This is a genomic window from Methanocella sp., assembly GCF_035506375.1.
GTDB lineage: Archaea > Halobacteriota > Methanocellia > Methanocellales > Methanocellaceae > Methanocella.
This window is the reverse complement of the sequence record NZ_DATJPM010000069.1, coordinates 1-20,895: the sequence shown is the minus strand read 5'-3', so window position 1 is coordinate 20,895 and position 20,895 is coordinate 1. Positions and strand designations below refer to the sequence as shown.

Here is a 20,895-nt window from a genome sequence, read left to right as displayed (position 1 = left end):
GGTAACCATCTAGTTTATTTTGCTGTATTGAATAAGTCAAGTTTTGTTAATTAGTAATCGATTACTAAGCTAATTAATTTTTAAAAAAAATTGCTGTGTTGAATTACTCCCGTATTTTAAGCTTTTTAAGAGCACTGAGGATACTAGTTTTCACCACAAAGGCACGAAGAGCACGGAGGCTCACAAAGTCTTTTTTTAGATTAAGTTACAAAGAATCACAAAGCCGGTTCATTGGCTGTCAGGGCACGAAGGATACAAAGACACAGTGGAATGAACAAGGGCACTTTTTACCATCGTGCCTTCATATCCCGTATCTTATAAGTTCAAAAAGCGGCTTTGTGTTCTTTGTCTGTTAATTATAAAAAAGTCTTTGTGGGCCTCCGTGCTCTTCGTGCCTTTGTGGTGAAAAATAGTGCCTCCGTACACTCTGAGACTTAAAAGGGCATATTCAACAAAGCATAAAAATTGAAAAAGATAATCGGAAACTATCGATAAATTTGGCTATTACGCAAACGATAAAAATAAAACTACTTGCTAAACAATGACTATCAATATTCAACGCAGCAATAAGATTATAATGTTTATTATTTTTCTATGATGGTCTCATCGATCTTCATGCCGAAGTGCCGCCCGGCGCTCTCCACGCGCACGAGCACCTTATCTCCTGGCTTCAGCTTCGTAACGGGGATCGAGGCTCCGCCCGCGCCTACCAGCTTGATGGTCTCGGCGTTCTGGAGTATGGCCGTGACGGGCCGGCCGTCGATCTCGGCCTCGACGTATAACAGCGGCCTGCGCTCGATCTTGACCCGGCCAATGGTCGCCTTCCGCGCGTCGCCGTCCTTATCGACGATGAGCGCCGGGTCGCCGCTCCTGAGCTCGGACAAATATCGGGTCTTGTCATCGACAAGCACGTATTCATGCACGGCGCCGGCGTTCACCCGGAAAGGCCGGCTGGCCACGTAGGGGCTATCCTCAGCTTCCGATTGTACTAAAAATAAGCCGCCAGACTGGTTGCCGATGAGCATGCCTTCGCCCGGCCGCATGAGCGAGCACGTATCGATGCAGACGCGGTCTCCCATTCCAGCCTCTTTTACGGCCTTGACTTCGGCTGTAACGATGGGGATCTTCTCCCGCTTTGAGGCCATCATCTTCGCAATACTTTTTATCTTCGCCGGCTCGGCATGGATGAGTATGCCGTCGGCGCCCTTTTCCAGCGTCTGCAGCGCGACCATCGCCTCCTCCGCGCTTTCCGCCCGTGCGATGATCTTCACGCTCGAGCCCTGCAGCTCCGCTATCAAATTTTCCAGGGGTATGACCTTCCAGTCCTTTCCCTCGATGACGAGATAATCGCATACTTTACCGAGAAGTGCCGCAAGCCTTTCATACTCCTTTCCCTGAAGGCTTACGAATGCAGCAACGGGTTTTCCCTTTTCCTTTAGCTCCTTTGCCTTTGCCAGGTCCGACGAGTCCGTTAGCTTTTTAGGCAACGGAGTGGTACCGTCGCCCTCCGAGCCGATGCCCACGGTCAGGATATCCGCCCCCGGGCCAAATCCGGCTACCTTGATCTTGCCCAGCTCCTTGATCCGGTCGGAAAACTCGGCGTTCGCCAGTATGGCATCCGCTCCGGATTCCAGCGCGGCAGTCATTTCCTCCTTTGCCTTACTCCAGGGATCCTGGAAAACATCGACCCAGACGAGCTTACTCATCGCATCTCCTTAAAGGCGTCCTCCGCGGTCCAGCCTTCGTGGACGACGCGGGAGATAGCCCTTGTTATACTGGTTGGGGATTCGTGCTGAAATACGTTTCTGCCGATCGCGGCCCCTTTTGCGCCTGCGCCTATGGCCTCCTCGATCATCTGCAGCAATTCGATATCCGAGCCCATCTTCGGGCCGCCGGCGATGATAATTGGCACCGGGCAGCCCTTCACGACGTCCTTGAACGTGTCCGGGTTACCGGTGTAGTTGGTCTTGATAACGTCGGCGCCCAGCTCGGCTCCCGCGCGGGCCGCGTGGGCGACCACGACGGGGTCGTGCGGGTTCTTAATCGCCGCTCCCCGCGGGTACATCATGGCGATCAGCGGGATCCCCCAGAAGGCACAGCGCTCGGAGGTCTTGCCGAGAATTTTAAGCTGGTCGCTCTCCGTGTCGCTGCCGACGTTGATGTGGACGCTCACCGCGTCGGCGCCCATCTTCATGCACTCCTCGACCGTGCAGACCTGCACCTTATTGTTGGGGTCGGGCGCCAGGGACGTGGAGGCGCTCATGTGCACGATGAGGCCGATGTCGCGGCCATAGCCCCGGTGGCCGTGGGGCACCATGCCCTTCTGCATCAGGACGGCGTTCGCTCCGCCTTCCGCCACTTTCTCCACAGTATCCGCCAGGTCGGTAATTCCTTTTACCGGACCAATGGAAATGCCATGGTCCACAGGGATGATGAGGCTATTCCCGCTTTTTCTATCCTTTATCCGCTCGAAGCGGATGCGCTTACCAATTGTCATCATATAACGACACCGTGCTACTATGTGCCATAGTAGCACACTAAATATTATAAAGGTATCGCTCCCGATATGCATCATATTCTGCATAATACGCTTGATTTTACGGGATAACGGCTCGCCTATCCGCTTCGGCATTATTTTGTGTTATGATTAAATCGGGACACGACTTTCCCTGTTTTGTGACAGGATATGGGGATACTGGACGATTTCATCAATACCATCAAGGATCAGAAAAAACGATATTCGGCCGAGCAGCAGCAGGCCGATTTGGAAAAGGCCAGAAGAGAGAACGAGGCGAAAATTAAGGAGGCCAGGGAGCGAGAGGCCGGGGGGAAAGGCAAGCCGTCGGATTATGGTATGGTGGGCGACGTCATCGACCGGATGAAGGAGCAGCGCAAGCAGTTCGAAGAGGCCTCGAAAGGCGGTAAGCCGGTGCCAAAATATGCGGAGGCCCCGACGAAGACCATACAGGAACAAAAGCCGGACGTCGTCAAAGCTTATGGCCGTATATTCACGCACCTGTCCGGGCAGCAGCCCCACGTCTGGTTCGACGAAGCCGCAAAAGCCGTGTATATCGATAATGTAGACGAATATAGCAAGGAAGGGGGCAAGGTCGAGCAGAGGGACATCACGGCCGCAATGGACCCGTACATGTACGACATTTACACGAGCAAGGGCGGCCCCGTCGGCCAGGCGCGGTACTATAAAGCCGGCAGCATGGTGGTCAGCCTGGTGCCGGACCCGTTCAGGAACTACCGGTAAAAAGCAGTATTCAGGGGCCGAAAAAGCAAAACCTGTGAAAAAAATCCCTCATTATATGATTTTTTAAAACATGTACAGCTAAATTATATAATATATTCGATAATAATATCTTATCATGTCCAAAGATACGGCCGCATTCTTCGAAAACCCTACCAGGGCAAGCTTAAACTATCTCGTTCTCATGCTACTCAAGAGTTCTCCCAAGCACGGTTACATGCTCATGCAGGACATCGAGCGCCATACGGAAGGCGGCTGGAAACCATCCCACTCGGCCATCTATAAGCTCCTGAACAACCTGGAGGAGGCTGGCTATATCACGTCCTGGGAGGAGAAGGACGGGGAAAGGGGGCGGAGGGTCTACAAGATCACCGAGAACGGCGAAAAGCTGATCGACGAAAGTGAAAAAGAGTTCGAGTTCTATATGAACGCCTTCATATCGTCGCTCCTCGAGGCAAAAGAGGACATCAAGCAGGACCATATCACGACACTGCTCACGGAAAAGGGCAAGGAGATAACAAAGTGCTTCGAGCCTCACCGGCGATACCGGGTCCTGGCCAGGCTAAAAGCCTTCGTGGACAGCGAAGCGATTCGCATCGATAACGAGCTTAAAGACTTAAAAGAATACGCTAATTGATGAAAAACCTTAATTAAAGATCTTAACGTTCGTCGGGGGGTAACAGGGTGGAACAGGTAAATACAACAGTCAGTGTATATGCCCGCATCGAAAGCCTGTTATCCCGATGCCTGTACCTGTTATTCCAGCTAAAGGACGAGTTCGTCTATGGCGGCTACCTGACCTCGCTGGGCTGCCCGGCCTTCGTCCTGTCCGTGTCCCTGCTGCTGAATTCGGCTATCGGCTGGCAGGTGCTTTTTATCGCATACCTGATCCCGCTGATCGTCTATAGCTATAACTATTATGAAGAGCTGGAAAAGGACATGGCTACGAATCCCGAAAGGGCAGAGCATTTACGTAAAAAGGTACGGCTCTACCCGGCGCTTTTCGGGCTCTACATGTCTCTGCTGATAATGCTGCTGCTCCTTTACGGGAACTATGTCCTCACCGTCTTCGTCCTGATCCTTCTGTCCTGCGGTATACTGTATACCATCGTCTTTAAGGACCTCACGAGGCAGGTCCCGGGATTTAAAGGCATCTACATCGCGGCCGTCTGGGCGCTGGCGGGGACGTTCATCTTCAACTTTCACTATTCCATCTCGTGGGACGTTTTCTCGGTCCTGATGTTCTTATTTATCTTCTTAAGGGGGATCATCAACGTGACTTTTTTCGACATCAAGGACATCGAGAGCGATGGTGCCCGGGGGCTGAAGACGCTGCCCGTGCTCCTGGGCCGGGAGAAAACTTATAAATTTTTAAATGCGCTGAACATATTTTCTTTCATACCTCTAGTCGCCGGCGTTTATCTGGGCATCATACCGGTATTCGGACTTTCGCTGCTCGGCTTTTACTTTTATGATCTCTACTACCTGAGAAAAGCAAAATTCGCGGACGGCCAAAGCCTTCGGAAGATATCGTATACGCTTGCTGATGCCGAATTCATCCTCTGGCCCCTCGTGCTCCTCCTGGGCAGGACGCTCATCCACGGATAATAACCTCATGATAGTCACCCCCTGACTTGTGAAAAAAATCCTGTGCAATATGTTTTTCCAAAACATGTGCTGCTAAAATATAAATCAGCGGAATATATATTCAGGATTATGTCTGTGGCCGTACCCACGTTCTTCGAGAACTCCAGCAGAGCCAGCCTGAACTACTTCGTGCTGATGCTTCTCCGCACAACGCCCAAGCACGGGTACATGCTCATGCAGGACATCGAGCGCCACACTCAAGGCCACTGGAAACCATCCCACTCGGCCATCTACAAGCTCCTGAACAGCCTTGAGGCGGACGGATTCATCAGGTCCTGGGAGGAGAAGGACGGGGAAAGGGCACGACGGGTATATCAAATATCGGAGGAAGGAGTAGCGCTCTTAGAGGAGAGCGAGAGGGATTTCGAGTCGTTCATAAACGCCTTCATTTCCTCCCTGCTGGAAGCGGAACGCGTAAACCCCGACCATCTCACCATTCTGCTGACCAAGAAGGGGAAGGTGCTTATGAACAATCTCGAACCCGGCCAGAGGCTGATGGCATTAACGAAACTGAAGGCTTTTATGGACACGGAGTATGCGCGGGTCTGCCGCGAGTACGAAGAGTGCTCAAAGAATGTTTTGCAGTCCCGGGCGCCGGGCCCGAAGTCGGAGACATGACCACTTTTTATATTATTTAATGTTGAGTTAGCCCACTGCTCTAAAATTCAAAATGAGTGCTATGTGTTAAAAATCGAAAAATAGAACACAACAATTATTTTTAAATATAAGCCTCATCCAATCTATATTTTGATGAAACTCGGCTTACTGGGCCCCGAAGGCACGTTCTCGGAAATGGCGGCGAAAAAATGGTCTCCAGGAGCGAAGCTTATCTTCATGGATGACATGGAGTGTGTTGCCCGTGCCGTGGACGACGGCTCCTGCGCCGAGAGCATCGTGCCCATCGAGAACTCGGTCGAGGGCACGGTCGGCGTGGTCATGGACGCACAGCTTGAGATAAGCTCGCCCATCGTCGGCGAGGAAATATTGCCCATCCGACAACGGTCCCGCCAGGACCGGGAAGGCATTACGCCTTCTCGGATCCCATGGGAGTATACGATTAATTCTTCAGGATCTTCGCCTTCGCCACCAGCTTATCGGCTTTTTTCTCCAATTCAGCTTCCATGTTCTTCCGCTTTGCCACAGTCCGCTGATGACCCTCGTTAATTTCGGCAATCCGAGCATCTATGGCAGCCTTCGTCTCGCCGCGAGCCTTTGCCGATCTCTCCTCCAGAGCCTGCACTTTGGCGTTGTGTTCCTTTTCCATTTGTTCGAAACGCTTATTCGCCTGCTCTACTTTTTTCTGTCGCTTTTCTTTCAGGTTATCAATTTTTGCCTGAAGCTTCGCTTTCATTTCGCCTGGAGCCTTGCTCGCTTCCATTTCCAGCTGTTTAATCTCCTTATCCATCGCTGCTATGTCGCGGTTTATCTGCTCGGTTTCCACATCCTTCTTCGCTGAGCGGAACACCTTGCCACCGATCTTTTCCATCTGGACGTCCAGGGGAGTTATCCACTCCTCGCTGATATCAGCAACCACGGCGTATGCGCCCGGTTTAAGATCCTTAGAGACGTCATCCACGAATTCTCCATCGACTCCGGATACGTACAAGTCAGCGGTTAAACCCACTAACGAACCCGATGCTGCACCGACGATTACGCCGTATGGGCCTCCGAGAAGCCCGATAAGGCTGCCGATCGACGTGCCTCCAAGAGTGCCAATGGGAAACTCCGGGTTGGTTTTCAATACAACCGTCTTCCCTTCATCGTTCTTCTTGATTACCGACACCGCATGAACGGTAATGCTCCCTTCACTGTCGAGTTGCGAAAGAGCATTGACTCCCTCATACGCTTTTTGTTCGCTTTCAAAGGCGACAACTAACATTTTCTCCATTATTTACGATCTCCTACAATTTTCAGCGCAGGCACCCGATCTCATGAAACGCAACGTGAATACGATCCGCCTGACAGGAAGCCGATCAGGATCAACTGTCCTATAACGAGAAACCACATGGGTCTCAAGGGACGGATTTCCTGGCAGCATGTTCTTTGTCGTATTCATTCACTCTCTCATGCGTCCTCGCGCAAATGGTTCTTGGGCGGGCATTGGCATATAGAGGACGTTTACACATGTTATTTTTTGTACACAACCTCATCATGTTCGTATTTCTGTAATATTCCATCAACAATGCCGATAACCGGCACTATTTAGGAAAAATATTTATATGAATCTCCGCGAATTCCTCACTTATATATAAGCGCATGAGGGGTTCGCCATTGCCGGGAAGAAAAAGAAGACTGCCTTGAGAACGATTCGCCTTTCAGAGGAGATAGATAATCTGCTTGAACGAGATGCACAAGAGCAGAATATCAGCACCAATGCTTTAGTTAGCCAGATAATGACCCGGTACGTGGAATGGGATAGAGCTGTTGAAAAACTCAATTTCGTCTCTTTTTCAAACGCTTTTTTCGTCGCGCTGATCAATGAAGTAAGTGATGATAGACTCAAGGAGATAGCGTCGCAAGAAGCCATTCGGCAGGTAAAGAATCATGCAATGCTGGATTTTGGAAAGGCGGACTTTGATATGATCCTCAAAACAATTCTCTTAATAGGCAAGTATGGCATAGCCACCTATATATCCGTTGATAGTTGGGGTGAAGGCAGCTACGTCATCACATTGCATCACATATGGGGACAAAAAGGAGTTGTCTTCCTTAGAAGTTTTTTTGATACTTTTATAAGAAATGAGTTGAGGGTGCAGCCTACGATCGATGTCGCTGATAATGTCATGGCGATAAGTTTTCATAAGCCTTTGAGAGGACAGTCTTAAGCTGCTCTTGGGGTCTCAAATGCTCCTATTCCGGTCTCTCCTCCTTTGTTCAAACGAATAAAAAATCAGCCTCTTACCATCCCCCTTTTCATCCTTTTTACTGGCATATACGTTAAATATTAGTTGAGTCTATTTTCCCGTTGATGAAACTAGGTCTCCTCGGCCCGGAAGGCACGTTCTCGGAAATGGCCGCGAAAAAATGGTCCCCGAAAGCGGAGCTGATTTTCATGGACGATATGGAGTGCGTGGCCAGGGCCGTGGACGATGGCCCATGCGACGAGAGCATCGTGCCCATCGAGAACTCGCTGGAGGGCCCGGTCGGCGTGGTCATGGACGCGCTTCTGGAGATCAGCTCTCCCATCGTAGGCGAGGAGATCGTTCATGTAAAGCAGTGCCTCATGTCCCGGGGCAGCCTCAAGGATATCAAGGTCATCGTCTCGCATCCCCAGGGGCTCGGCCAGTGCCGGCACTATATCCATGAGCACTTCCCGAATGCGGAGGTGCGGACCACGGGCAGCACGTCGCACGCGGCCCGCCTGGCGCAGGAGTTCCCGGAAATGGCGGCCATCGGATGCTCGGAATCGGCCCACAGGTACGGGCTACGGGTGCTCAGGGAAGGCATACAGGACTACGCCGCGAACTATACCCGTTTCATCGTGCTCGGTAAACACGAGCCGCCCCCGACGGGCCACGATAAGACATCGCTGGCTGTATACCTGGACCGCGATAGGCCTGGAGCGCTTTATGAGTTTTTAGGCGAGTTCGCCCGCCGTTCCATCAATATGACCCGTATCGAGTCCCGCCCCTCGAAAAAGCTATTAGGCGACTACTGGTTCTTCATAGATGTGGAAGGCCATCAAAAAGACCCCGAATTAAGGGAAGCTATATCTGCCCTAAAGGATAAGAGTACGACACTTAAAGTGCTGGGGTCGTATCCGCGGGCAGATAAGGCATGATCGGCGAGATCGTCGTTTTTATTATCACGTATTTCCTCATCATGGCGAGGCCATGGAAGCTCAACGAGGCGACCGGCGCGTTGATCGGCGCCCTCCTCATGATGCTGTTCCTTCAGCCCCACCATATCCTGGAGGCGCTGGGCTTCTCGACGGCCTATGCCACGCCCCTGGTCAATACCTGGAACGTCGTCCTCATCCTCATCGAGCTCATGGTTATCAGCACGTTCCTGGACGATTACGGGTTCTTCGAGTACTGCGCCGTCAAGGCGATGCACCTGGCCGGCGGCGACACGATAAAGCTATTCACCTATACTTACGCCGTAACCTGCCTGATAACGGCCTTCACGTCCAACGACATCGCCATACTCACGCTGACACCCATCATCCTCAAGTTCTGCCGCCGCGCGGGGCTCAACGCAAAGCCCTTCATGTACTCGTTCTTCTTCGCGGCGAATATCGCCTCGATGTTCCTCTACATAGGCAACCTGACCAACATCCTCATCGGCGACGCCTTCAAGCTGGGCTACTTCGACTTCACGGCCTACATGTTCCTGCCCACGATGGCCGCGATCATGGTCAATTTCGTGATCTTCTACTTCATATTCCGGGACTCGATGGGGACTTCATACCCTGTAGCGAGCGACGTGAACGCAGGGTCGCTCATCAAAAACAAGTCCATGGTCGCCGTCGGCCTGGCCGTGATGGCCTTCGTGCTCATCGGCTGCGGGTTCGCCAACTGGCTCCTGCTGCCACTATCCGTGGTTACCACAGCCGGTGCCGCCGCCATCTACATCGCCGAGCGCAAGCCCGTCATGCGCACGAAGCGAATATCCTGGCGCGTCGTGGTCTTCGTCATATCCCTTTTCATCGTGGTGAAAGGCCTCGAAGTCAGTGGAGCAAATGCCATTATCGGCAGCTTTATCCTGTCCATCGTCGGCCAGAACCCCATATATGCCACGTTCTTCATATCCATAGCCTCGGCCTTTATGTGCAATATCGTCAATAACATCCCCATGACCGCCATGATGGTGCCCATCACGGCGGCCATCGCGACGACGCCGAAGATGGCACTGGCTATGGCATATTCTTTAGTGATAGGCAGTAACCTCGGGGCGAACATAACCATAACTGGGGCGCTGGCCGGCATCCTCTGGATCGAGTGCGCCAAGGCCGAAAAGTGGACCACCGGCATTTCCGAATTTATCAAAATAGGGCTGACCGTGACGCCCATCGTGATCCTGTCCTCCGCGGCCGTGCTGGCGCTGGAGCTGGCGCTGCTCTAAATACCGAAAACCTATTATAGCAGCCTGCTTCTATCCACTGTAGCATGGCCGTCCTGGAATTAACCGCCTTCGGAATCATCGGCAGTATCCTGCTATCGTTCTCTTTCCTGCCCCAGTGCTACCATCTACTCAGCACGAAGAGCGCAGGTGACATTTCTATCTACTATGTCCTCATTCTTGTCGCGGGCTCTTTTTGCCTGGCTGTTTATGGATATGGTATACGAGACCCTATCGTTTTCATATTAAACATGTACGCAACGCTGGCCAATAGCGAGCTGATGCTGTTAAAGGTTTATTACGACAGGAAAAATAAATTTCATGTGGCAAATACCATATAAAACGTGCCCTGGAAGACCGTAAAAAGCCCTCCGGTAACAGAGGGCGGGTGTACTGCCTTTTTCAGTGAAGTATTAATAATATAAGTGATAGTCAATGCCGCACAAATATTGATATATTATTTATTAATATCGTATATTTTTACAATTTTTTGCTTATATACAGAAAACTATAAAGGTGATAACTCTCAATCTCTTTTTATGAGCCGGATACAGCCCTTCGCCCTGCCCTTTTTCGCATTGTCCGTCATGGCATCGACGGATCGCGGCTCCCCGAGCATTTATACGATCTACGGTCAGGTGCTCGATGAAAGGGGCAGCCGTGTGAATGGGGCCGACGTGCTCGTCGAATCTGCGCTGGACCGGCGGCAAACCATGTCCGGCGGAGACGGAAGCTTCATGACGGAAATTTGTGTCACAGGCCTGTGTGACGAGATCCTGGTCCAGGCGCTATTCGGCAAAATGCAGGGTACCGAACGGATAAGCGTAATCGGGGGCCATATCGCCGTCGATATCCGGATAAAGGAGTTAAAAATATAACCCGGGCCGTTGGAAGGCCAAATATCCTATGGTTCTTCTCCATAGCTCTAAACCCACATTCAAAAACTGGAGAAGACTAGATCATATATTTTTATAGATCTTAACGAAGAGCGACCGGTCTGATACGACATAGTCAGATCGCACATCATATGTATTAAACAGGCTTTCATGGGCAATCCGGAGCATCTTCGAATTGTTGATGCCCAGGTCATGGGTCATCTTGAGCGTGTAGTGGTCGCCGTCGTCCGAGTAGTCAATAGAATCCATCTGGTTGGAAACCTTGCCATTGATCACCAGGGCGTCCAGGACCTCGGTTAAAGTACAATCCTTTAACGGCTGCTGGTAGTAATATTCCAGAACGAACTCTAACGGCTTTTGCTGCTCGACATACTCGCGAAACCGGTCGGCATTCAGGGTCTCGAGCAGGACCTTGAAGCCTTCTTTCTGGACGGCGCAGGCCGACCGGACTTTTCCGATCAGGAGCCAGAGTTCCTCTTCACGGGACAGGGCAGGCATCGGATCCGCGCAATTTTCCATGTTATCCAGCGCCGCCTCGATGACCTTCTGCTGCGTTTCGTATTTCGCCATGTACTTCTGGAGAAGTGCCCGGTGTTTCATTGAAATCGTGGTGGATAAGCGGTATTTCTTCAGAATTATACACCACTTGTAATTATCGTATAATCGCTCATAAACATATCCATGCGCATGGTATACACACGGCATGTGGCAAATTTTTTTAATCTTCATTGCCGATTTTATATTAAAATGCCGGGAGGCGACTTGCCACCTCGAAATATCATGTGTCGCTCCCGGCATTAACGTCCGTTAACCAAAACTTTTATATCAGGAGACGGACTGCAATTAAAGCCGGAAGACCCGTAGTCTTCTTATATGAGAAGGACTATAGACGGGAGTCAGATAAAACTTATAATACTTCATCGGTATTTTAAAGACGCAGGAGAAAAGTGAATGGCAGATTTCAAGCTAGTAGTTTCAGACGCAAAGACGGGAAAAGCGTATAACATAGACATTACCGGGCCCAAGACCACAAAGTTCGTCGGCCACGCCATCGGCTCGGAGATCAGCGGCGATGCGGCGGGCCTGGCAGGCTACACGCTCGTCATCACTGGCGGTTCGGACAAGGATGGAGTCCCCATGAGGAATGACCTACCCGGCCAGGTGCGCCGGAAGGTCCTGGTATCGGGCGGCATAGGATACCACCCGAAGGAAGACGGCATGCGCAAGAGAAAGACCCTCCGGGGTAACGAGATCGCCACCGAGCTTGTGCAGGTGAACGCCACCATCAAGGAGTACGGCCCCAAGCCCATCGAGGAGATCGTCCCCAAGAGCGAAGGCGCGGGTAAGAAAAAGAAGGCGGAAAAGAAGACCGCGGCCGCCGCAAAGAAGAAGTAACTCTTTTAATGCTTAAGCAAGTCCGCCTGGGATTTTCTCCAGGCGGACTCGAATTCCTCTATCTCTTCAAAGTGCGATGGCAGCATTACGATGCCGTCGAGGTCTTTCAGGATCTTCAGCGTGATCCATTCAAGGTGGCGGTGCACGATGCGCTCCCGGGTAGCGACGTCCAGGCTATCGTCGATGTGCATGTCTATAATGCGTTTCCGTAGCTTACGGCGGACTATCCGCGAGACTTCGTTAATGCTTTCGGCGTTCTTGAACTCTTCCGAATCAATGACAGATCGGATCAGTTCTGAATCATCAACGTCGTCGACGTTCATTCATCCACCCCCACTTATTTTCATCAATTAGTTAAACTGGAAGTATCCGTATTTAATGCTTTATCCACTTTATAGCACTATTAGCGCTCCGACCTTATAATTATCACGTTCGTGACATTCCCGGCCATATATAAGTTCCACCACCCCAAACGCCGCTCATTTATTTAATTTCACCTGTCTAACTTGACCATGCGAGAGGAGGGTTTCGCATGGATAAGTTGAGGAAACAAATAATTATCATCACGGCCCTGAGTATCGTTGCATTACTGTCTGCTCCGGCCGCGGCAAGCTTGACTGGAATGACCTTCGGGTTCCCAGTTATCGTACAGTCCGGGAATACGGTCTCATTTAGCAACGACGTGCGCAGTGCGGTCGACCTGGAATCGATAAACATAGACTTCCCGATGTTCAATGGAATGATGGCCGGCTCCGGCATCTCTGCCGGCGGCATTGCCCTAAACAGCATGCCCGACATGAGCGGCCTTTTTGACTTTTCCGGGTTCAGGCTGCGTTGAGCTTTTATCCTTTTTTTCTATACCGGCTTTAGTGGTTGAGCTATAAAAACCAACACTAGCTGTATAATTTCTGAATAAATCGTTAAATATTCGCTTTTATTTATAATAATATTTTAATCGTCGCTTACTATAAGTTCTATTAACAAATGAGGAGGGTAGTTTATGAGTAAGGTGATTAAGGGACTTGTATTTATGCTGGCTATCGCAGTCCTTGCGATGCCCGCATGTGCGAATCTCGTGGCGACCACGTTTGGTTTCCCCGTCATCGTGCAGAACGGCTCGACCAGCGCGTTCAACCAGGATACGGCGTGTGCAACGGACTTTGAGAACATCAACATCAATTTCCCGCTGTACTATGACGGACTGCAGCTGGGCGCCACAACTCTGGGCGTCGATACGCCCTGTGGAGACGCGGACCTGACGGCGAATGTGCTTCCATTCGGCCCCGTGAACCTTGCGTTCCCGGACATTAGCCAGACGGTGTTCCAGACCCAGAAGGTCACGCACACTGACTTCGCCCAGACCAACGAGTACGCTGAGTTCGCTTACCCGTTCGTCGGCGTCGGCGCTGTGTCTCTGCCTGGCTTCGGCTTCGGCTGGTAAATACTAAAAGGTTAAGGGTAGGAGTCAGTCTCCTCCCTTTCAAATTTTTTTGCGATCTTTCATCGGCCATTAAGTTCTCTATTCTCGAACGATCGATTCTCTATTTTATCGCCACCCCCAGAAGACGCATATGCTATAAGTAAAGGACGTCCCTGGCATCCGTGATTAAGTGATTAAAATTATATAATATTCGTTTATTAATATAATAACGTATTAGAAGCCGGTTACTATATCTTCTTTTAATAATTGAGGAGGGTAGTTTATGAGTAAGATACTAAGAAATATACTTTTAGTTATGCTGGCCCTGACTCTTGTAGTCTTGCCCGCATATGCGAACCTCGTGCCGACCACGTATGGTTTCCCCGTCATCGTGCAGAACGGCTCGACCAGCGCGTTCAACCAGGATACGGCGTGTGCAACGGACTTTGAGAACATCAACATCAATTTCCCGGCCTACTTTGACGGCCTGCACCTGGGCGCCAGCACTCTCGGGGTCGATACGCCCTGTGGAGACGCGGACCTGACGGCGAACGTACTGCCGTTCGGCCCCGTGAACCTTGCGTTCCCGGACATCTGCCAGACGGTCTGTCAGACCCAGGACGTCACGCACACTGACTTCGCCCAGACCAACGAGTACGCTGAGTTCGCTTACCCGTTCGTCGGTGTCGGCGGTGTCTCTCTGCCCGGCTTCGGCTTCGGCTGGTAAACGATGGAGGCAGGAGGCTGATCCCCCTGCCATACTTTATTTTAAAGCTTAAACATATTTTCTTATTTTCGTCCTTTATCCGTGATTTAACCGGCAAATGCTTTAATCGCCGCTTGCCGTACTGTTGACCGAGGAGGAGGGTAATTATGATCAGACAGAGTTGGCTCTACATTCTTATAGCATTATTATTGATCCTGGCATCGGCGGCTAGTGCGAGCCTACTGCCCATGTCGTTCGGGTTCCCGGCGATGATCCAGAGCACGAACAGCACGGCGTTCCGGCAGTCGGTCGGCACCGCCTGGGACCTGGAAAGCCTGGACTTTTCCCCGTTCGGCACGAGCACTTTTGGCTACCCGGTCGTGAGCCAGAGCGGCGTCCAGGGGCAGGCCATTGAGGCAACCGATTTCGACCAGACCACCGCGTTCACGGCATACTCGTACCCGGCGATCACGACGGGGCTCACCGGCTTCGGCGACTTCAAAGGATTCAGCTGGCTTTAACCTTTTTAATATTTTCACAGGACCGGCTTACCAGCGATAATGCCGCTTTTATTTGGTCCTGAATAACGATAGTTTGCTTTTCTTAGAGCCAATTATTTAGACGATGCAGGCTAAGTTTAACGTGGTAATAAGGAGGGTGGATATTTTGAAGAAGGCTTTAATTGCCACATTAATAGTCGTGGTCGCCATTTTTTCCGTCCACGCGGGCGCACAGCTCACGTCCACGGCCTATGGCTTTCCCATGATCGTACAGAGCAGCAACACCGTGGCGTTCCAGCAGGACACGGCGAACGCGCTGGACTATCAGGATGTCGATATCAGCTTCCCCGTCGCATGCGATGGCCTGCCGTTTGGGGCAGTAAGCCTGGCGTTCCCCAACATACACCAGACATCGTTGCAGACACAATCAGTTACTCACACGAGCTATGCCCAGACCAATGATTTCGCCGAGTTCGCGTACCCGTTCGTCGGTGTCGGGGCGGTCGGACTACCAGGCTTCGGCTTCGGTTGCTAGGTGGCGGCCCAGGCCGTCACCCCTTTTTTACTTACCGCGACCGCATTGCTTTTAATAGGTCACACTTCCTGGTTAGTTGTTTTTATCTACACTAATATATTAAATGACGCTCATTCTAGACTTCCCATGGTAGTCAAAGGGGATGGTTAGATCTATGAAAAGAGCAATAACAGGAGCATTGCTCGTGCTCGCCCTGGCCTCGATGGCCGCGGCAGCCTCCGGACAAATGTTCCCCATGGGGTTCGGCTTTCCAAATATCGTGCATGCATCGACGGCGACGGCATGGGAACAGGACACGGCGAACGTGTTCGACTTCCAGGACACGAGCATCGTGCCCGCAGGATGGTTTCCGGCCATACACCAGACGTCGATCCATACGGAGTCGATGACCCATACCGAGTACTCGCAGACGACTGAGTACACGGCCATAGGGTATCCATGCATGGCCTGCGGATATTGAAGGAGCCGAAACCAACGGGTAATTGGGGAGGCATAATAGTAACATTATCGTCTCCCCCGGTTTTTATTAAGGTGCGACCACTTAAGAATTTGAGCTATATTTCTGCCCTTAACCGTTAACACTGTATTTATTTGTATAATATGGACAAATTATCGTTATTATTGACACTAATATATTAATGGATGCTTTCGGATAGTTATACTTAGCAATGAGGAGGGTAGTCATTATGGTAAATAAACTGGCAGTGATACTTATTATCGCCTCGGCAGTCACCCTGCTTGCGCTGCCCGCATTTGCATCACTGGTCCCCATGTCCTGGGGTTTCCCCACGATGGTCCAGAATAACTCTTTGACCAATTTCGAAAGCAACTTCGCGTGGGCCGACGAGAACGATTTCACGGACATTTCGTTCCCGAGCACCAGCACGGGCATTAGCAGCTTTAGTACGTTCCCCACCATTACCCAGTCGATGAGCAAGACCCAGCTGGTCTCCTCGATCAAGTTCCAGAACCAGCAGCAGAGCATGTACTTCGCGTATCCGTGGGTCAGCGTCGGATTCTCGCCGGTGCCCTCGATGGGCTTCCTCTAAAATGAGGGCCCAAATTTTTTACTGTATTTTTAATCGTTTAGGAGCCAATATTTCGTTATTATAAATGCTAATATATTAATTATGGGCCGGAATACCACTTATTAAGAGGAGGGTAGTTCATATGAAGAAAAAATTAACTATACTTACATTAGTCTTACTGGCGGCAGTAGCCATATCCGGCGTCGCGAGCGCCGGCCTGGTCCCCATGTCCTGGGGTTTCCCCGTTCTCATCCAGAAAGCGTCCCTCACCGGCCTGCAGACGTCGGCGGCGACGGCCCATGATATCGAGACCGCCAACATCGACTTCTCGGGATTTGGAGGTAGCATATTCGGCAGCGCATTCCCCACCATCGGGCAGACTGCCGACCAGGGCCAGACGCTGACCACCCTGGACTTCGCGAACCAGTGCCAGAGCTCCTATTTCGCGTACCCATTCATCAGTATCGGCGGCTCTCCGATCCCCAGCCTTGGCTTATTGTAAGCCTTGCCGCCTTTCTATTTTTAATTCTCGGGAATCTGGCTAAGTGATAAAAGCAATATAGAGTTCTGCTATCAGAAGCCAATGGCGATAATTACAGAATGGCATCGTCATATATCTCAATATAATGCATGGCCCTCATGATGGAAAATAATGGAGATCTTATTACCAGTTAAGCCTTCCGCTATTAACAGGTAAAAGTCTTAAAACAATCGCCGTTAATACATTTGTAACCCTATCCAGTTGTGGATTTTATGGTAAGAACCCGAAAAAAGGCTTTCGAAAACGGTAGAGTTTCGTTTTTATAAACGCTAATATATTTATTATCGTTTCCTCTAGTTAGATGTGTCAAGTAGGGGGGATTGTATGAGTATAAGAAAATTAGCCGTACTATCGATGCTGGTCGTTATGCTCATTGCGTCCAACATACCGGCATCAGCTGCAGTTGTAGGCGGGGCTGGAATTACCACTGCCGCAGCGTCGACCTTTTCGGCAACTTCGATGGGTTTCGGCGCTTTTGGCGGATTCGGCTATCCTTTCAACTGGGGCTATGCACCATATGGAGTGGGATGTTGGCCGTTCAACTGGGCGTTAGGCGGAGGCTGGGGACCGTTCCCGCTCCTGGCATGGAATAAGTTCAGCCCGGGATTCTTCGGATGCTGTGGCGGTAAATTCCCGTTCAGCCCGTGCTTCATGGGCTGCTACCAGGCGTTGCCGATTATTCTCGGCTCGTCTCGGGGCTGCTCGCCTGTGCTGGGCTGGGATGCGTCTCCGTGGGCTTTCGGCCTGCAGAGCTGTGTGAGGAGTCTGCCGCTGTACTTTAACGCGCATGGCTTCGGGTTCCCGTTCACGCTCGGTAACTACAGGATAGGGTTTACCCCGTACTGTGGTCTGCCGTGCCCCGCGCCCGCATGCCTGCCCGCAGCGCTGCCCGCGGCAAACGCGGCCATCGGAAAATAAATGAGCAAGGCATACGCTAGCAAATAAAAGCAACTTAAAGGGGAACGAAAATTCCCCTATTTTTCTCTTTTTATCCGCAGAAGGTCAAAAGGCCTGATTTTTGACCGTTTCGAATATCAGAAGCTAATTAGTACCCAGAGAATGGAATGGGAATCCTGAAACGCCATTTAGCGATTATAAACTGTAAAGGGATTGATTTTTTGCATTTTACCTGTACTAATGGTTTTATTGTCATTCTCTATTCACTGATATGTAGGGGGAATGAAAATGGACTTTAAGAAACTACCCATATTCGTTCTTCTCGTACTGGCAGTCCTGCTACTCGCGCTGCCCGCCGCCGCCTGGTGGGGCGGCTGGGGCGGCTGGGGCGGCTGGGGCGGCTGGGGCTTAAGAGGCTTTGGCTGGGGCGCTCCGTTCTGGGGCGGCTGGGGCGGATGTGGCCTCGGCGGCTGGGGCGGCTGGGGCGGATGTGGCCTCGGTACCTGCGGCTGGTAAGCCGGAATAGCGTGAAAGCCATACGAGAACGATCGTATAATTGTTAGTAGGCGCGAACAAACGCCTACTACCCTATTTATTTTTAAATACCGGGCAAGGGCATAATTTCTATTCTTTTACGCTTGCAGAGCCAAATTATTCGCTTATTGTTTTACTAATATATATAAAATCGATAATGAAATCTGTACATATATTTAGAGGAGGGTAGATAATGGACAGGAGGAGGGCACTGGCGCTTATCGTGGCCATGATCATAGCCGCATTTATCGCGGCACCGGCTTACGCCAGTTTCTTAGGGACAGGCGTCACTTTTGATAAGGATTTCAGTAATAGTGTCAACGTGAACGTGGGCAAAATAGCGGGCCTCGGGGATACCGCCTTCGGCGGCGCGGACATGAACGTCGGCGTGAGCTGGGATATCCCGGTGGACCTGACCGTGGTCGCCGGATATCCATATGGCTACGGCGGCGTAGGCGTCGTGACGACGGGCACCACGGGCTACGCGCTGGGCCTGACCATGGATGAGGCCCATGGGGCAGGATTCAACGGCGCCGACTTCGGCATACCGCTCTCGGAGCAGGGCATCACGAAGACGCACTTCAGCAAGCTCTGGGCCGCCCAGAACCAGATCGATAATACTCAGGCGTTCTTGCCTTACTCGTGTTTCTCCGGATTCCCGGCAATTTAAATTTCCATCCTTTTATTTTTTATTGCCTGTCGAGCACTTTTTTTTCATTCTTTAATATCGTTATTATTTTTTCTTTGAGCGTTAAGGTAATTAGCGTATTTTTTTGACTATTAAGCAAATATACGGCTATATTTTGCTTAATTATAAGGCATTGCCTATTATTCACTTTATTTTTAACAATTAGCCTTAATTTATACTCATAATGCGATAAAGAGCTTCAAATCGGTTACATTTCGTATTTTTATATAATAATATATTTATCTTGTCTTACTAGACATAAGTGTGCAGTTCGGAGGTGTAGTTATGAAAATGGCAAGAACCCTAAGTGTAGCCATTCTCTGTGTAGTGGCTACGTTGTTAGTCGCGGCACCCGCATTCGCACAGTTCTGCGGGCCAGTCGGCGGCTGCGGCTCATGCGGAGCGCCTGTGGCTTATGGAGCCCCGCAGGATTGCGTCGCACAGATCTATTGCAACATACCGGTCACTACCCAGGTACCCGTGACGGTGCCCGCCACTTCGGCGGTAACGGTCCCGGTGACGGTACCTGTCGGCGACGTATGCCCGGTTACCGTTCCGAGGGCAGTCGTCGTGCCCCAGACGATCCCGGTACCCTACGTCAGGCCGGCAGTCGTCCCGACGTCGATCCCGGTCACGGTGCCCGTGTGCTCTAGCGTGCCCGTCACTTCCATGATCCCGCAGGTCACCACGGTGCCTATGGGATGTGGAGCGGCAGTGCCAGCGGCCAACGCGCCTGTCTGCGCGAATGCGCCCATCGGCGGCCTGAGCAAGGGCCTCGACAAGGGAATGGGCCTTACCAAGGGCATCGGAATGGGTGGCCTCGGTGGCTATGGCATGGGCTATGGCGGCATGGGCGGCTATGGCATGGGCTATGGCGGCCTCAACAACTTCGGAGCCATGCCCTATGGCGGCCTCGGCTCGATGATCAAGTAAGCCGGCAGAGTATATACAAAACTAAAGGTTGGGAAAACTGGCATGTAAGCATAAGCGGACTGGAGAGGAGGGCCTTTCCAGTTCGTTAATATCACAAAAATAACCTTTTTAATCGTTTATTTGGCCGGTTATGTATTTATTAAGCCTGGACTACCTACTCATAGAGTTGGGTGGGTGTTGTATGGTGAGGTACAACCTGTTCCCTATTATAACTGCTACGGCCGCAATACTGTTATTCCTAAGCTGTCAGCATGCTTTGGCCGACTCAGGCATAGGGGGCATAGACATTTATGGGTTTCCCATGGATATCGTCCCCGTCAGCGCGGGGGCTGCAGCCGAGCCTGGGCAGGGATATACGTATAACAATATCGGCTATTCGCTGCCCGAGTTCGCCTCAGTCTACGGGTTCACGGCCTTCGAGAACTCGCCGATCCTCACGGGCACGACAGGCTATGTCGGGCCTGACCTTGGCGGCATCGACCTGGGCGTGACCTTCGGGCTGACGCAGGCAGACCAGGATATGTCTACTACCGCCTTTTCTAAGGACCTGATGTACGAGGCGGACCTGGATAACACGTTCATCGCCTTCCCCGGCATCGGCGTCGGCTCTCTGGGCGTCATGTTCCCCACCATCAGCAACCAGAAGTCAACGGTCAAGTACGCCGAGAGCATCAAGTTCCAGTTCACCACGGAGAGTAGCAAGTTCCAGGTGGCCGGCTTCGGGTACCCGCTGGGCCTCGGGCTCGGGTACACCGCGGCAACGGTGGCAAGCAGCCCGGGCGCGAGCTTAGTCAACTCGTCATACTACTTCGCATAAATAGGGGGCTCACCACGGCGGCACGGAGGCACCACGGAGGG

The 20,895-nt window shown here is 51.4% G+C and carries 29 protein-coding genes; 24 read left to right on the top strand and 5 right to left on the bottom strand.

Features of this window, described 5'->3' with window-relative positions:
• Positions 1 to 584 precede the first annotated feature (584 nt).
• Both VMC84_RS09210 and VMC84_RS09205 read right to left on the bottom strand, forming a co-directional pair.
• Positions 585 to 1,706 (bottom strand): 3-dehydroquinate synthase II, encoded by a 1,122-nt coding sequence (locus VMC84_RS09210; protein WP_325379885.1) that lies wholly within the window; start codon positions 1,704 to 1,706, stop codon positions 585 to 587.
• Entirely contained in the window at positions 1,703 to 2,500 is a 798-nt protein-coding gene (locus tag VMC84_RS09205) for a 2-amino-3,7-dideoxy-D-threo-hept-6-ulosonate synthase (protein ID WP_325379883.1), read from the bottom strand. The genes VMC84_RS09210 and VMC84_RS09205 overlap by 4 nt, the downstream gene beginning before the upstream one ends.
• 186 nt (positions 2,501 to 2,686) lie before the next feature.
• On the opposite strand from VMC84_RS09205, the gene VMC84_RS09200 reads away from it, so the two are divergent.
• The 5 genes from VMC84_RS09200 to VMC84_RS09180 all read left to right on the top strand — a co-directional run bounded on the left by VMC84_RS09200 (position 2,687) and on the right by VMC84_RS09180 (position 6,067).
• A complete protein-coding gene (locus tag VMC84_RS09200; protein WP_325379881.1) occupies positions 2,687 to 3,259 on the top strand; it encodes a hypothetical protein in 573 nt (190 codons plus the stop codon).
• 115 nt (positions 3,260 to 3,374) lie between these two features.
• Positions 3,375 to 3,893 (top strand): PadR family transcriptional regulator, encoded by a 519-nt coding sequence (locus tag VMC84_RS09195; protein ID WP_325379879.1) that lies wholly within the window; start codon positions 3,375 to 3,377, stop codon positions 3,891 to 3,893.
• A gap of 47 nt (positions 3,894 to 3,940) precedes the next feature.
• Entirely contained in the window at positions 3,941 to 4,864 is a 924-nt protein-coding gene (locus VMC84_RS09190; RefSeq protein ID WP_325379877.1) for a UbiA family prenyltransferase, read from the top strand.
• 174 nt (positions 4,865 to 5,038) lie between these two features.
• Positions 5,039 to 5,521 (top strand): PadR family transcriptional regulator, encoded by a 483-nt coding sequence (locus tag VMC84_RS09185; RefSeq protein WP_325379875.1) that lies wholly within the window; start codon positions 5,039 to 5,041, stop codon positions 5,519 to 5,521.
• A gap of 132 nt (positions 5,522 to 5,653) precedes the next feature.
• On the top strand, positions 5,654 to 6,067 hold the full coding sequence (locus VMC84_RS09180; RefSeq protein ID WP_325379873.1) for a prephenate dehydratase domain-containing protein: 414 nt from the start codon (positions 5,654 to 5,656) through the stop codon (positions 6,065 to 6,067).
• Here the strand turns inward: VMC84_RS09180 and VMC84_RS09175 are convergent.
• The gene (locus VMC84_RS09175) at positions 5,961 to 6,791 is read right to left on the bottom strand and encodes a DUF1269 domain-containing protein (RefSeq protein ID WP_325379871.1); all 831 of its coding nucleotides are present in this window, start codon (positions 6,789 to 6,791) and stop codon (positions 5,961 to 5,963) included. The genes VMC84_RS09180 and VMC84_RS09175 overlap by 107 nt on opposite strands.
• 409 nt (positions 6,792 to 7,200) lie before the next feature.
• Between VMC84_RS09175 and VMC84_RS09170 the strand changes: the two genes are divergently transcribed.
• The 5 genes from VMC84_RS09170 to VMC84_RS09150 all read left to right on the top strand — a co-directional run bounded on the left by VMC84_RS09170 (position 7,201) and on the right by VMC84_RS09150 (position 10,842).
• Positions 7,201 to 7,728 carry a hypothetical protein gene (locus VMC84_RS09170; protein WP_325379869.1) on the top strand — a complete coding sequence of 176 codons (528 nt, stop codon included), beginning with the start codon at positions 7,201 to 7,203 and terminating at the stop codon, positions 7,726 to 7,728.
• Positions 7,729 to 7,871: 143 nt separating this feature from the next.
• The gene (pheA, locus tag VMC84_RS09165; protein ID WP_325379867.1) at positions 7,872 to 8,684 is read left to right on the top strand and encodes a prephenate dehydratase; all 813 of its coding nucleotides are present in this window, start codon (positions 7,872 to 7,874) and stop codon (positions 8,682 to 8,684) included.
• On the top strand, positions 8,681 to 9,967 hold the full coding sequence (locus VMC84_RS09160) for an SLC13 family permease (protein ID WP_325379865.1): 1,287 nt from the start codon (positions 8,681 to 8,683) through the stop codon (positions 9,965 to 9,967). Before pheA ends, VMC84_RS09160 begins: the two co-directional genes overlap by 4 nt.
• A 44-nt stretch (positions 9,968 to 10,011) precedes the next feature.
• Entirely contained in the window at positions 10,012 to 10,305 is a 294-nt protein-coding gene (locus VMC84_RS09155; protein ID WP_325379863.1) for a SemiSWEET family sugar transporter, read from the top strand.
• Positions 10,306 to 10,503: 198 nt separating this feature from the next.
• Positions 10,504 to 10,842, top strand: coding sequence for a hypothetical protein (locus tag VMC84_RS09150; protein WP_325379861.1), 339 nt, complete (start codon positions 10,504 to 10,506; stop codon positions 10,840 to 10,842).
• An 81-nt stretch (positions 10,843 to 10,923) separates the two neighbouring features.
• Here the strand turns inward: VMC84_RS09150 and VMC84_RS09145 are convergent, their stop codons facing one another.
• On the bottom strand, positions 10,924 to 11,460 hold the full coding sequence (locus VMC84_RS09145) for a hypothetical protein (protein ID WP_325379859.1): 537 nt from the start codon (positions 11,458 to 11,460) through the stop codon (positions 10,924 to 10,926).
• Positions 11,461 to 11,811: 351 nt separating this feature from the next.
• On the opposite strand from VMC84_RS09145, the gene VMC84_RS09140 reads away from it, so the two are divergent.
• The gene (locus VMC84_RS09140; protein WP_325379857.1) at positions 11,812 to 12,255 is read left to right on the top strand and encodes a 30S ribosomal protein S6e; all 444 of its coding nucleotides are present in this window, start codon (positions 11,812 to 11,814) and stop codon (positions 12,253 to 12,255) included.
• A 5-nt stretch (positions 12,256 to 12,260) separates the two neighbouring features.
• Here VMC84_RS09140 and VMC84_RS09135 read toward each other — a convergent pair whose 3' ends face one another.
• Positions 12,261 to 12,578: a hypothetical protein gene (locus VMC84_RS09135; protein WP_325379855.1), complete on the bottom strand. Its 318-nt coding sequence runs from the start codon at positions 12,576 to 12,578 to the stop codon at positions 12,261 to 12,263.
• Between the two features lie 209 nt (positions 12,579 to 12,787).
• Here VMC84_RS09135 and VMC84_RS09130 point away from each other — a divergent pair, with 209 nt between their 5' ends.
• The 13 genes from VMC84_RS09130 to VMC84_RS09070 all read left to right on the top strand — a co-directional run bounded on the left by VMC84_RS09130 (position 12,788) and on the right by VMC84_RS09070 (position 20,854).
• On the top strand, positions 12,788 to 13,093 hold the full coding sequence (locus VMC84_RS09130; protein WP_325379853.1) for a hypothetical protein: 306 nt from the start codon (positions 12,788 to 12,790) through the stop codon (positions 13,091 to 13,093).
• 162 nt (positions 13,094 to 13,255) lie between these two features.
• Positions 13,256 to 13,696, top strand: coding sequence for a hypothetical protein (locus VMC84_RS09125; RefSeq protein WP_325379851.1), 441 nt, complete (start codon positions 13,256 to 13,258; stop codon positions 13,694 to 13,696).
• A 262-nt stretch (positions 13,697 to 13,958) separates the two neighbouring features.
• Positions 13,959 to 14,402: a hypothetical protein gene (locus tag VMC84_RS09120; RefSeq protein WP_325379849.1), complete on the top strand. Its 444-nt coding sequence runs from the start codon at positions 13,959 to 13,961 to the stop codon at positions 14,400 to 14,402.
• A gap of 146 nt (positions 14,403 to 14,548) precedes the next feature.
• Positions 14,549 to 14,902, top strand: coding sequence for a hypothetical protein (locus VMC84_RS09115; RefSeq protein WP_325379847.1), 354 nt, complete (start codon positions 14,549 to 14,551; stop codon positions 14,900 to 14,902).
• A 145-nt stretch (positions 14,903 to 15,047) separates the two neighbouring features.
• Positions 15,048 to 15,416 carry a hypothetical protein gene (locus tag VMC84_RS09110; RefSeq protein ID WP_414676437.1) on the top strand — a complete coding sequence of 123 codons (369 nt, stop codon included), beginning with the start codon at positions 15,048 to 15,050 and terminating at the stop codon, positions 15,414 to 15,416.
• A 154-nt stretch (positions 15,417 to 15,570) separates the two neighbouring features.
• The gene (locus VMC84_RS09105; protein WP_325379845.1) at positions 15,571 to 15,876 is read left to right on the top strand and encodes a hypothetical protein; all 306 of its coding nucleotides are present in this window, start codon (positions 15,571 to 15,573) and stop codon (positions 15,874 to 15,876) included.
• 226 nt (positions 15,877 to 16,102) lie between these two features.
• Positions 16,103 to 16,465 (top strand): hypothetical protein, encoded by a 363-nt coding sequence (locus VMC84_RS09100; protein WP_325379843.1) that lies wholly within the window; start codon positions 16,103 to 16,105, stop codon positions 16,463 to 16,465.
• Positions 16,466 to 16,586: 121 nt separating this feature from the next.
• Complete coding sequence (locus tag VMC84_RS09095) at positions 16,587 to 16,946, top strand: hypothetical protein (RefSeq protein WP_325379841.1); 360 nt, start codon at positions 16,587 to 16,589, stop codon at positions 16,944 to 16,946.
• Between the two features lie 363 nt (positions 16,947 to 17,309).
• Positions 17,310 to 17,903, top strand: coding sequence for a hypothetical protein (locus tag VMC84_RS09090; RefSeq protein WP_325379840.1), 594 nt, complete (start codon positions 17,310 to 17,312; stop codon positions 17,901 to 17,903).
• A 267-nt stretch (positions 17,904 to 18,170) separates the two neighbouring features.
• The gene (locus tag VMC84_RS09085; protein ID WP_325379839.1) at positions 18,171 to 18,398 is read left to right on the top strand and encodes a hypothetical protein; all 228 of its coding nucleotides are present in this window, start codon (positions 18,171 to 18,173) and stop codon (positions 18,396 to 18,398) included.
• Between the two features lie 211 nt (positions 18,399 to 18,609).
• Positions 18,610 to 19,086, top strand: a complete 477-nt coding sequence (locus tag VMC84_RS09080; RefSeq protein WP_325379838.1) for a hypothetical protein — start codon at positions 18,610 to 18,612, stop codon at positions 19,084 to 19,086.
• A gap of 309 nt (positions 19,087 to 19,395) precedes the next feature.
• The gene (locus VMC84_RS09075; protein ID WP_325379837.1) at positions 19,396 to 20,037 is read left to right on the top strand and encodes a hypothetical protein; all 642 of its coding nucleotides are present in this window, start codon (positions 19,396 to 19,398) and stop codon (positions 20,035 to 20,037) included.
• 181 nt (positions 20,038 to 20,218) lie between these two features.
• A complete protein-coding gene (locus VMC84_RS09070; RefSeq protein WP_325379836.1) occupies positions 20,219 to 20,854 on the top strand; it encodes a hypothetical protein in 636 nt (211 codons plus the stop codon).
• The last annotated feature ends 41 nt before the right edge of the window (positions 20,855 to 20,895 follow it).

Bases quoted from the DNA above. Each gene is read 5' to 3' on its own strand.
- VMC84_RS09210 (WP_325379885.1), bottom strand. From the start codon at position 1,706: ATGAGTAAGCTCGTCTGGGTCGATGTTTTCCAGGATCCCTGGAGTAAG.
- VMC84_RS09205 (WP_325379883.1), bottom strand. From the start codon at position 2,500: ATGATGACAATTGGTAAGCGCATCCGCTTCGAGCGGATAAAGGATAGA.
- VMC84_RS09200 (WP_325379881.1), top strand. From the start codon at position 2,687: ATGGGGATACTGGACGATTTCATCAATACCATCAAGGATCAGAAAAAA.
- VMC84_RS09195 (WP_325379879.1), top strand. From the start codon at position 3,375: ATGTCCAAAGATACGGCCGCATTCTTCGAAAACCCTACCAGGGCAAGC.
- VMC84_RS09185 (WP_325379875.1), top strand. From the start codon at position 5,039: ATGCTTCTCCGCACAACGCCCAAGCACGGGTACATGCTCATGCAGGAC.
- VMC84_RS09180 (WP_325379873.1), top strand. From the start codon at position 5,654: ATGAAACTCGGCTTACTGGGCCCCGAAGGCACGTTCTCGGAAATGGCG.
- VMC84_RS09175 (WP_325379871.1), bottom strand. From the start codon at position 6,791: ATGGAGAAAATGTTAGTTGTCGCCTTTGAAAGCGAACAAAAAGCGTAT.
- pheA (WP_325379867.1), top strand. From the start codon at position 7,872: ATGAAACTAGGTCTCCTCGGCCCGGAAGGCACGTTCTCGGAAATGGCC.
- VMC84_RS09160 (WP_325379865.1), top strand. From the start codon at position 8,681: ATGATCGGCGAGATCGTCGTTTTTATTATCACGTATTTCCTCATCATG.
- VMC84_RS09155 (WP_325379863.1), top strand. From the start codon at position 10,012: ATGGCCGTCCTGGAATTAACCGCCTTCGGAATCATCGGCAGTATCCTG.
- VMC84_RS09150 (WP_325379861.1), top strand. From the start codon at position 10,504: ATGAGCCGGATACAGCCCTTCGCCCTGCCCTTTTTCGCATTGTCCGTC.
- VMC84_RS09145 (WP_325379859.1), bottom strand. From the start codon at position 11,460: ATGAAACACCGGGCACTTCTCCAGAAGTACATGGCGAAATACGAAACG.
- VMC84_RS09140 (WP_325379857.1), top strand. From the start codon at position 11,812: ATGGCAGATTTCAAGCTAGTAGTTTCAGACGCAAAGACGGGAAAAGCG.
- VMC84_RS09135 (WP_325379855.1), bottom strand. From the start codon at position 12,578: ATGAACGTCGACGACGTTGATGATTCAGAACTGATCCGATCTGTCATT.
- VMC84_RS09130 (WP_325379853.1), top strand. From the start codon at position 12,788: ATGGATAAGTTGAGGAAACAAATAATTATCATCACGGCCCTGAGTATC.
- VMC84_RS09125 (WP_325379851.1), top strand. From the start codon at position 13,256: ATGAGTAAGGTGATTAAGGGACTTGTATTTATGCTGGCTATCGCAGTC.
- VMC84_RS09120 (WP_325379849.1), top strand. From the start codon at position 13,959: ATGAGTAAGATACTAAGAAATATACTTTTAGTTATGCTGGCCCTGACT.
- VMC84_RS09115 (WP_325379847.1), top strand. From the start codon at position 14,549: ATGATCAGACAGAGTTGGCTCTACATTCTTATAGCATTATTATTGATC.
- VMC84_RS09105 (WP_325379845.1), top strand. From the start codon at position 15,571: ATGAAAAGAGCAATAACAGGAGCATTGCTCGTGCTCGCCCTGGCCTCG.
- VMC84_RS09100 (WP_325379843.1), top strand. From the start codon at position 16,103: ATGGTAAATAAACTGGCAGTGATACTTATTATCGCCTCGGCAGTCACC.
- VMC84_RS09095 (WP_325379841.1), top strand. From the start codon at position 16,587: ATGAAGAAAAAATTAACTATACTTACATTAGTCTTACTGGCGGCAGTA.
- VMC84_RS09090 (WP_325379840.1), top strand. From the start codon at position 17,310: ATGAGTATAAGAAAATTAGCCGTACTATCGATGCTGGTCGTTATGCTC.
- VMC84_RS09085 (WP_325379839.1), top strand. From the start codon at position 18,171: ATGGACTTTAAGAAACTACCCATATTCGTTCTTCTCGTACTGGCAGTC.
- VMC84_RS09080 (WP_325379838.1), top strand. From the start codon at position 18,610: ATGGACAGGAGGAGGGCACTGGCGCTTATCGTGGCCATGATCATAGCC.
- VMC84_RS09075 (WP_325379837.1), top strand. From the start codon at position 19,396: ATGGCAAGAACCCTAAGTGTAGCCATTCTCTGTGTAGTGGCTACGTTG.
- VMC84_RS09070 (WP_325379836.1), top strand. From the start codon at position 20,219: ATGGTGAGGTACAACCTGTTCCCTATTATAACTGCTACGGCCGCAATA.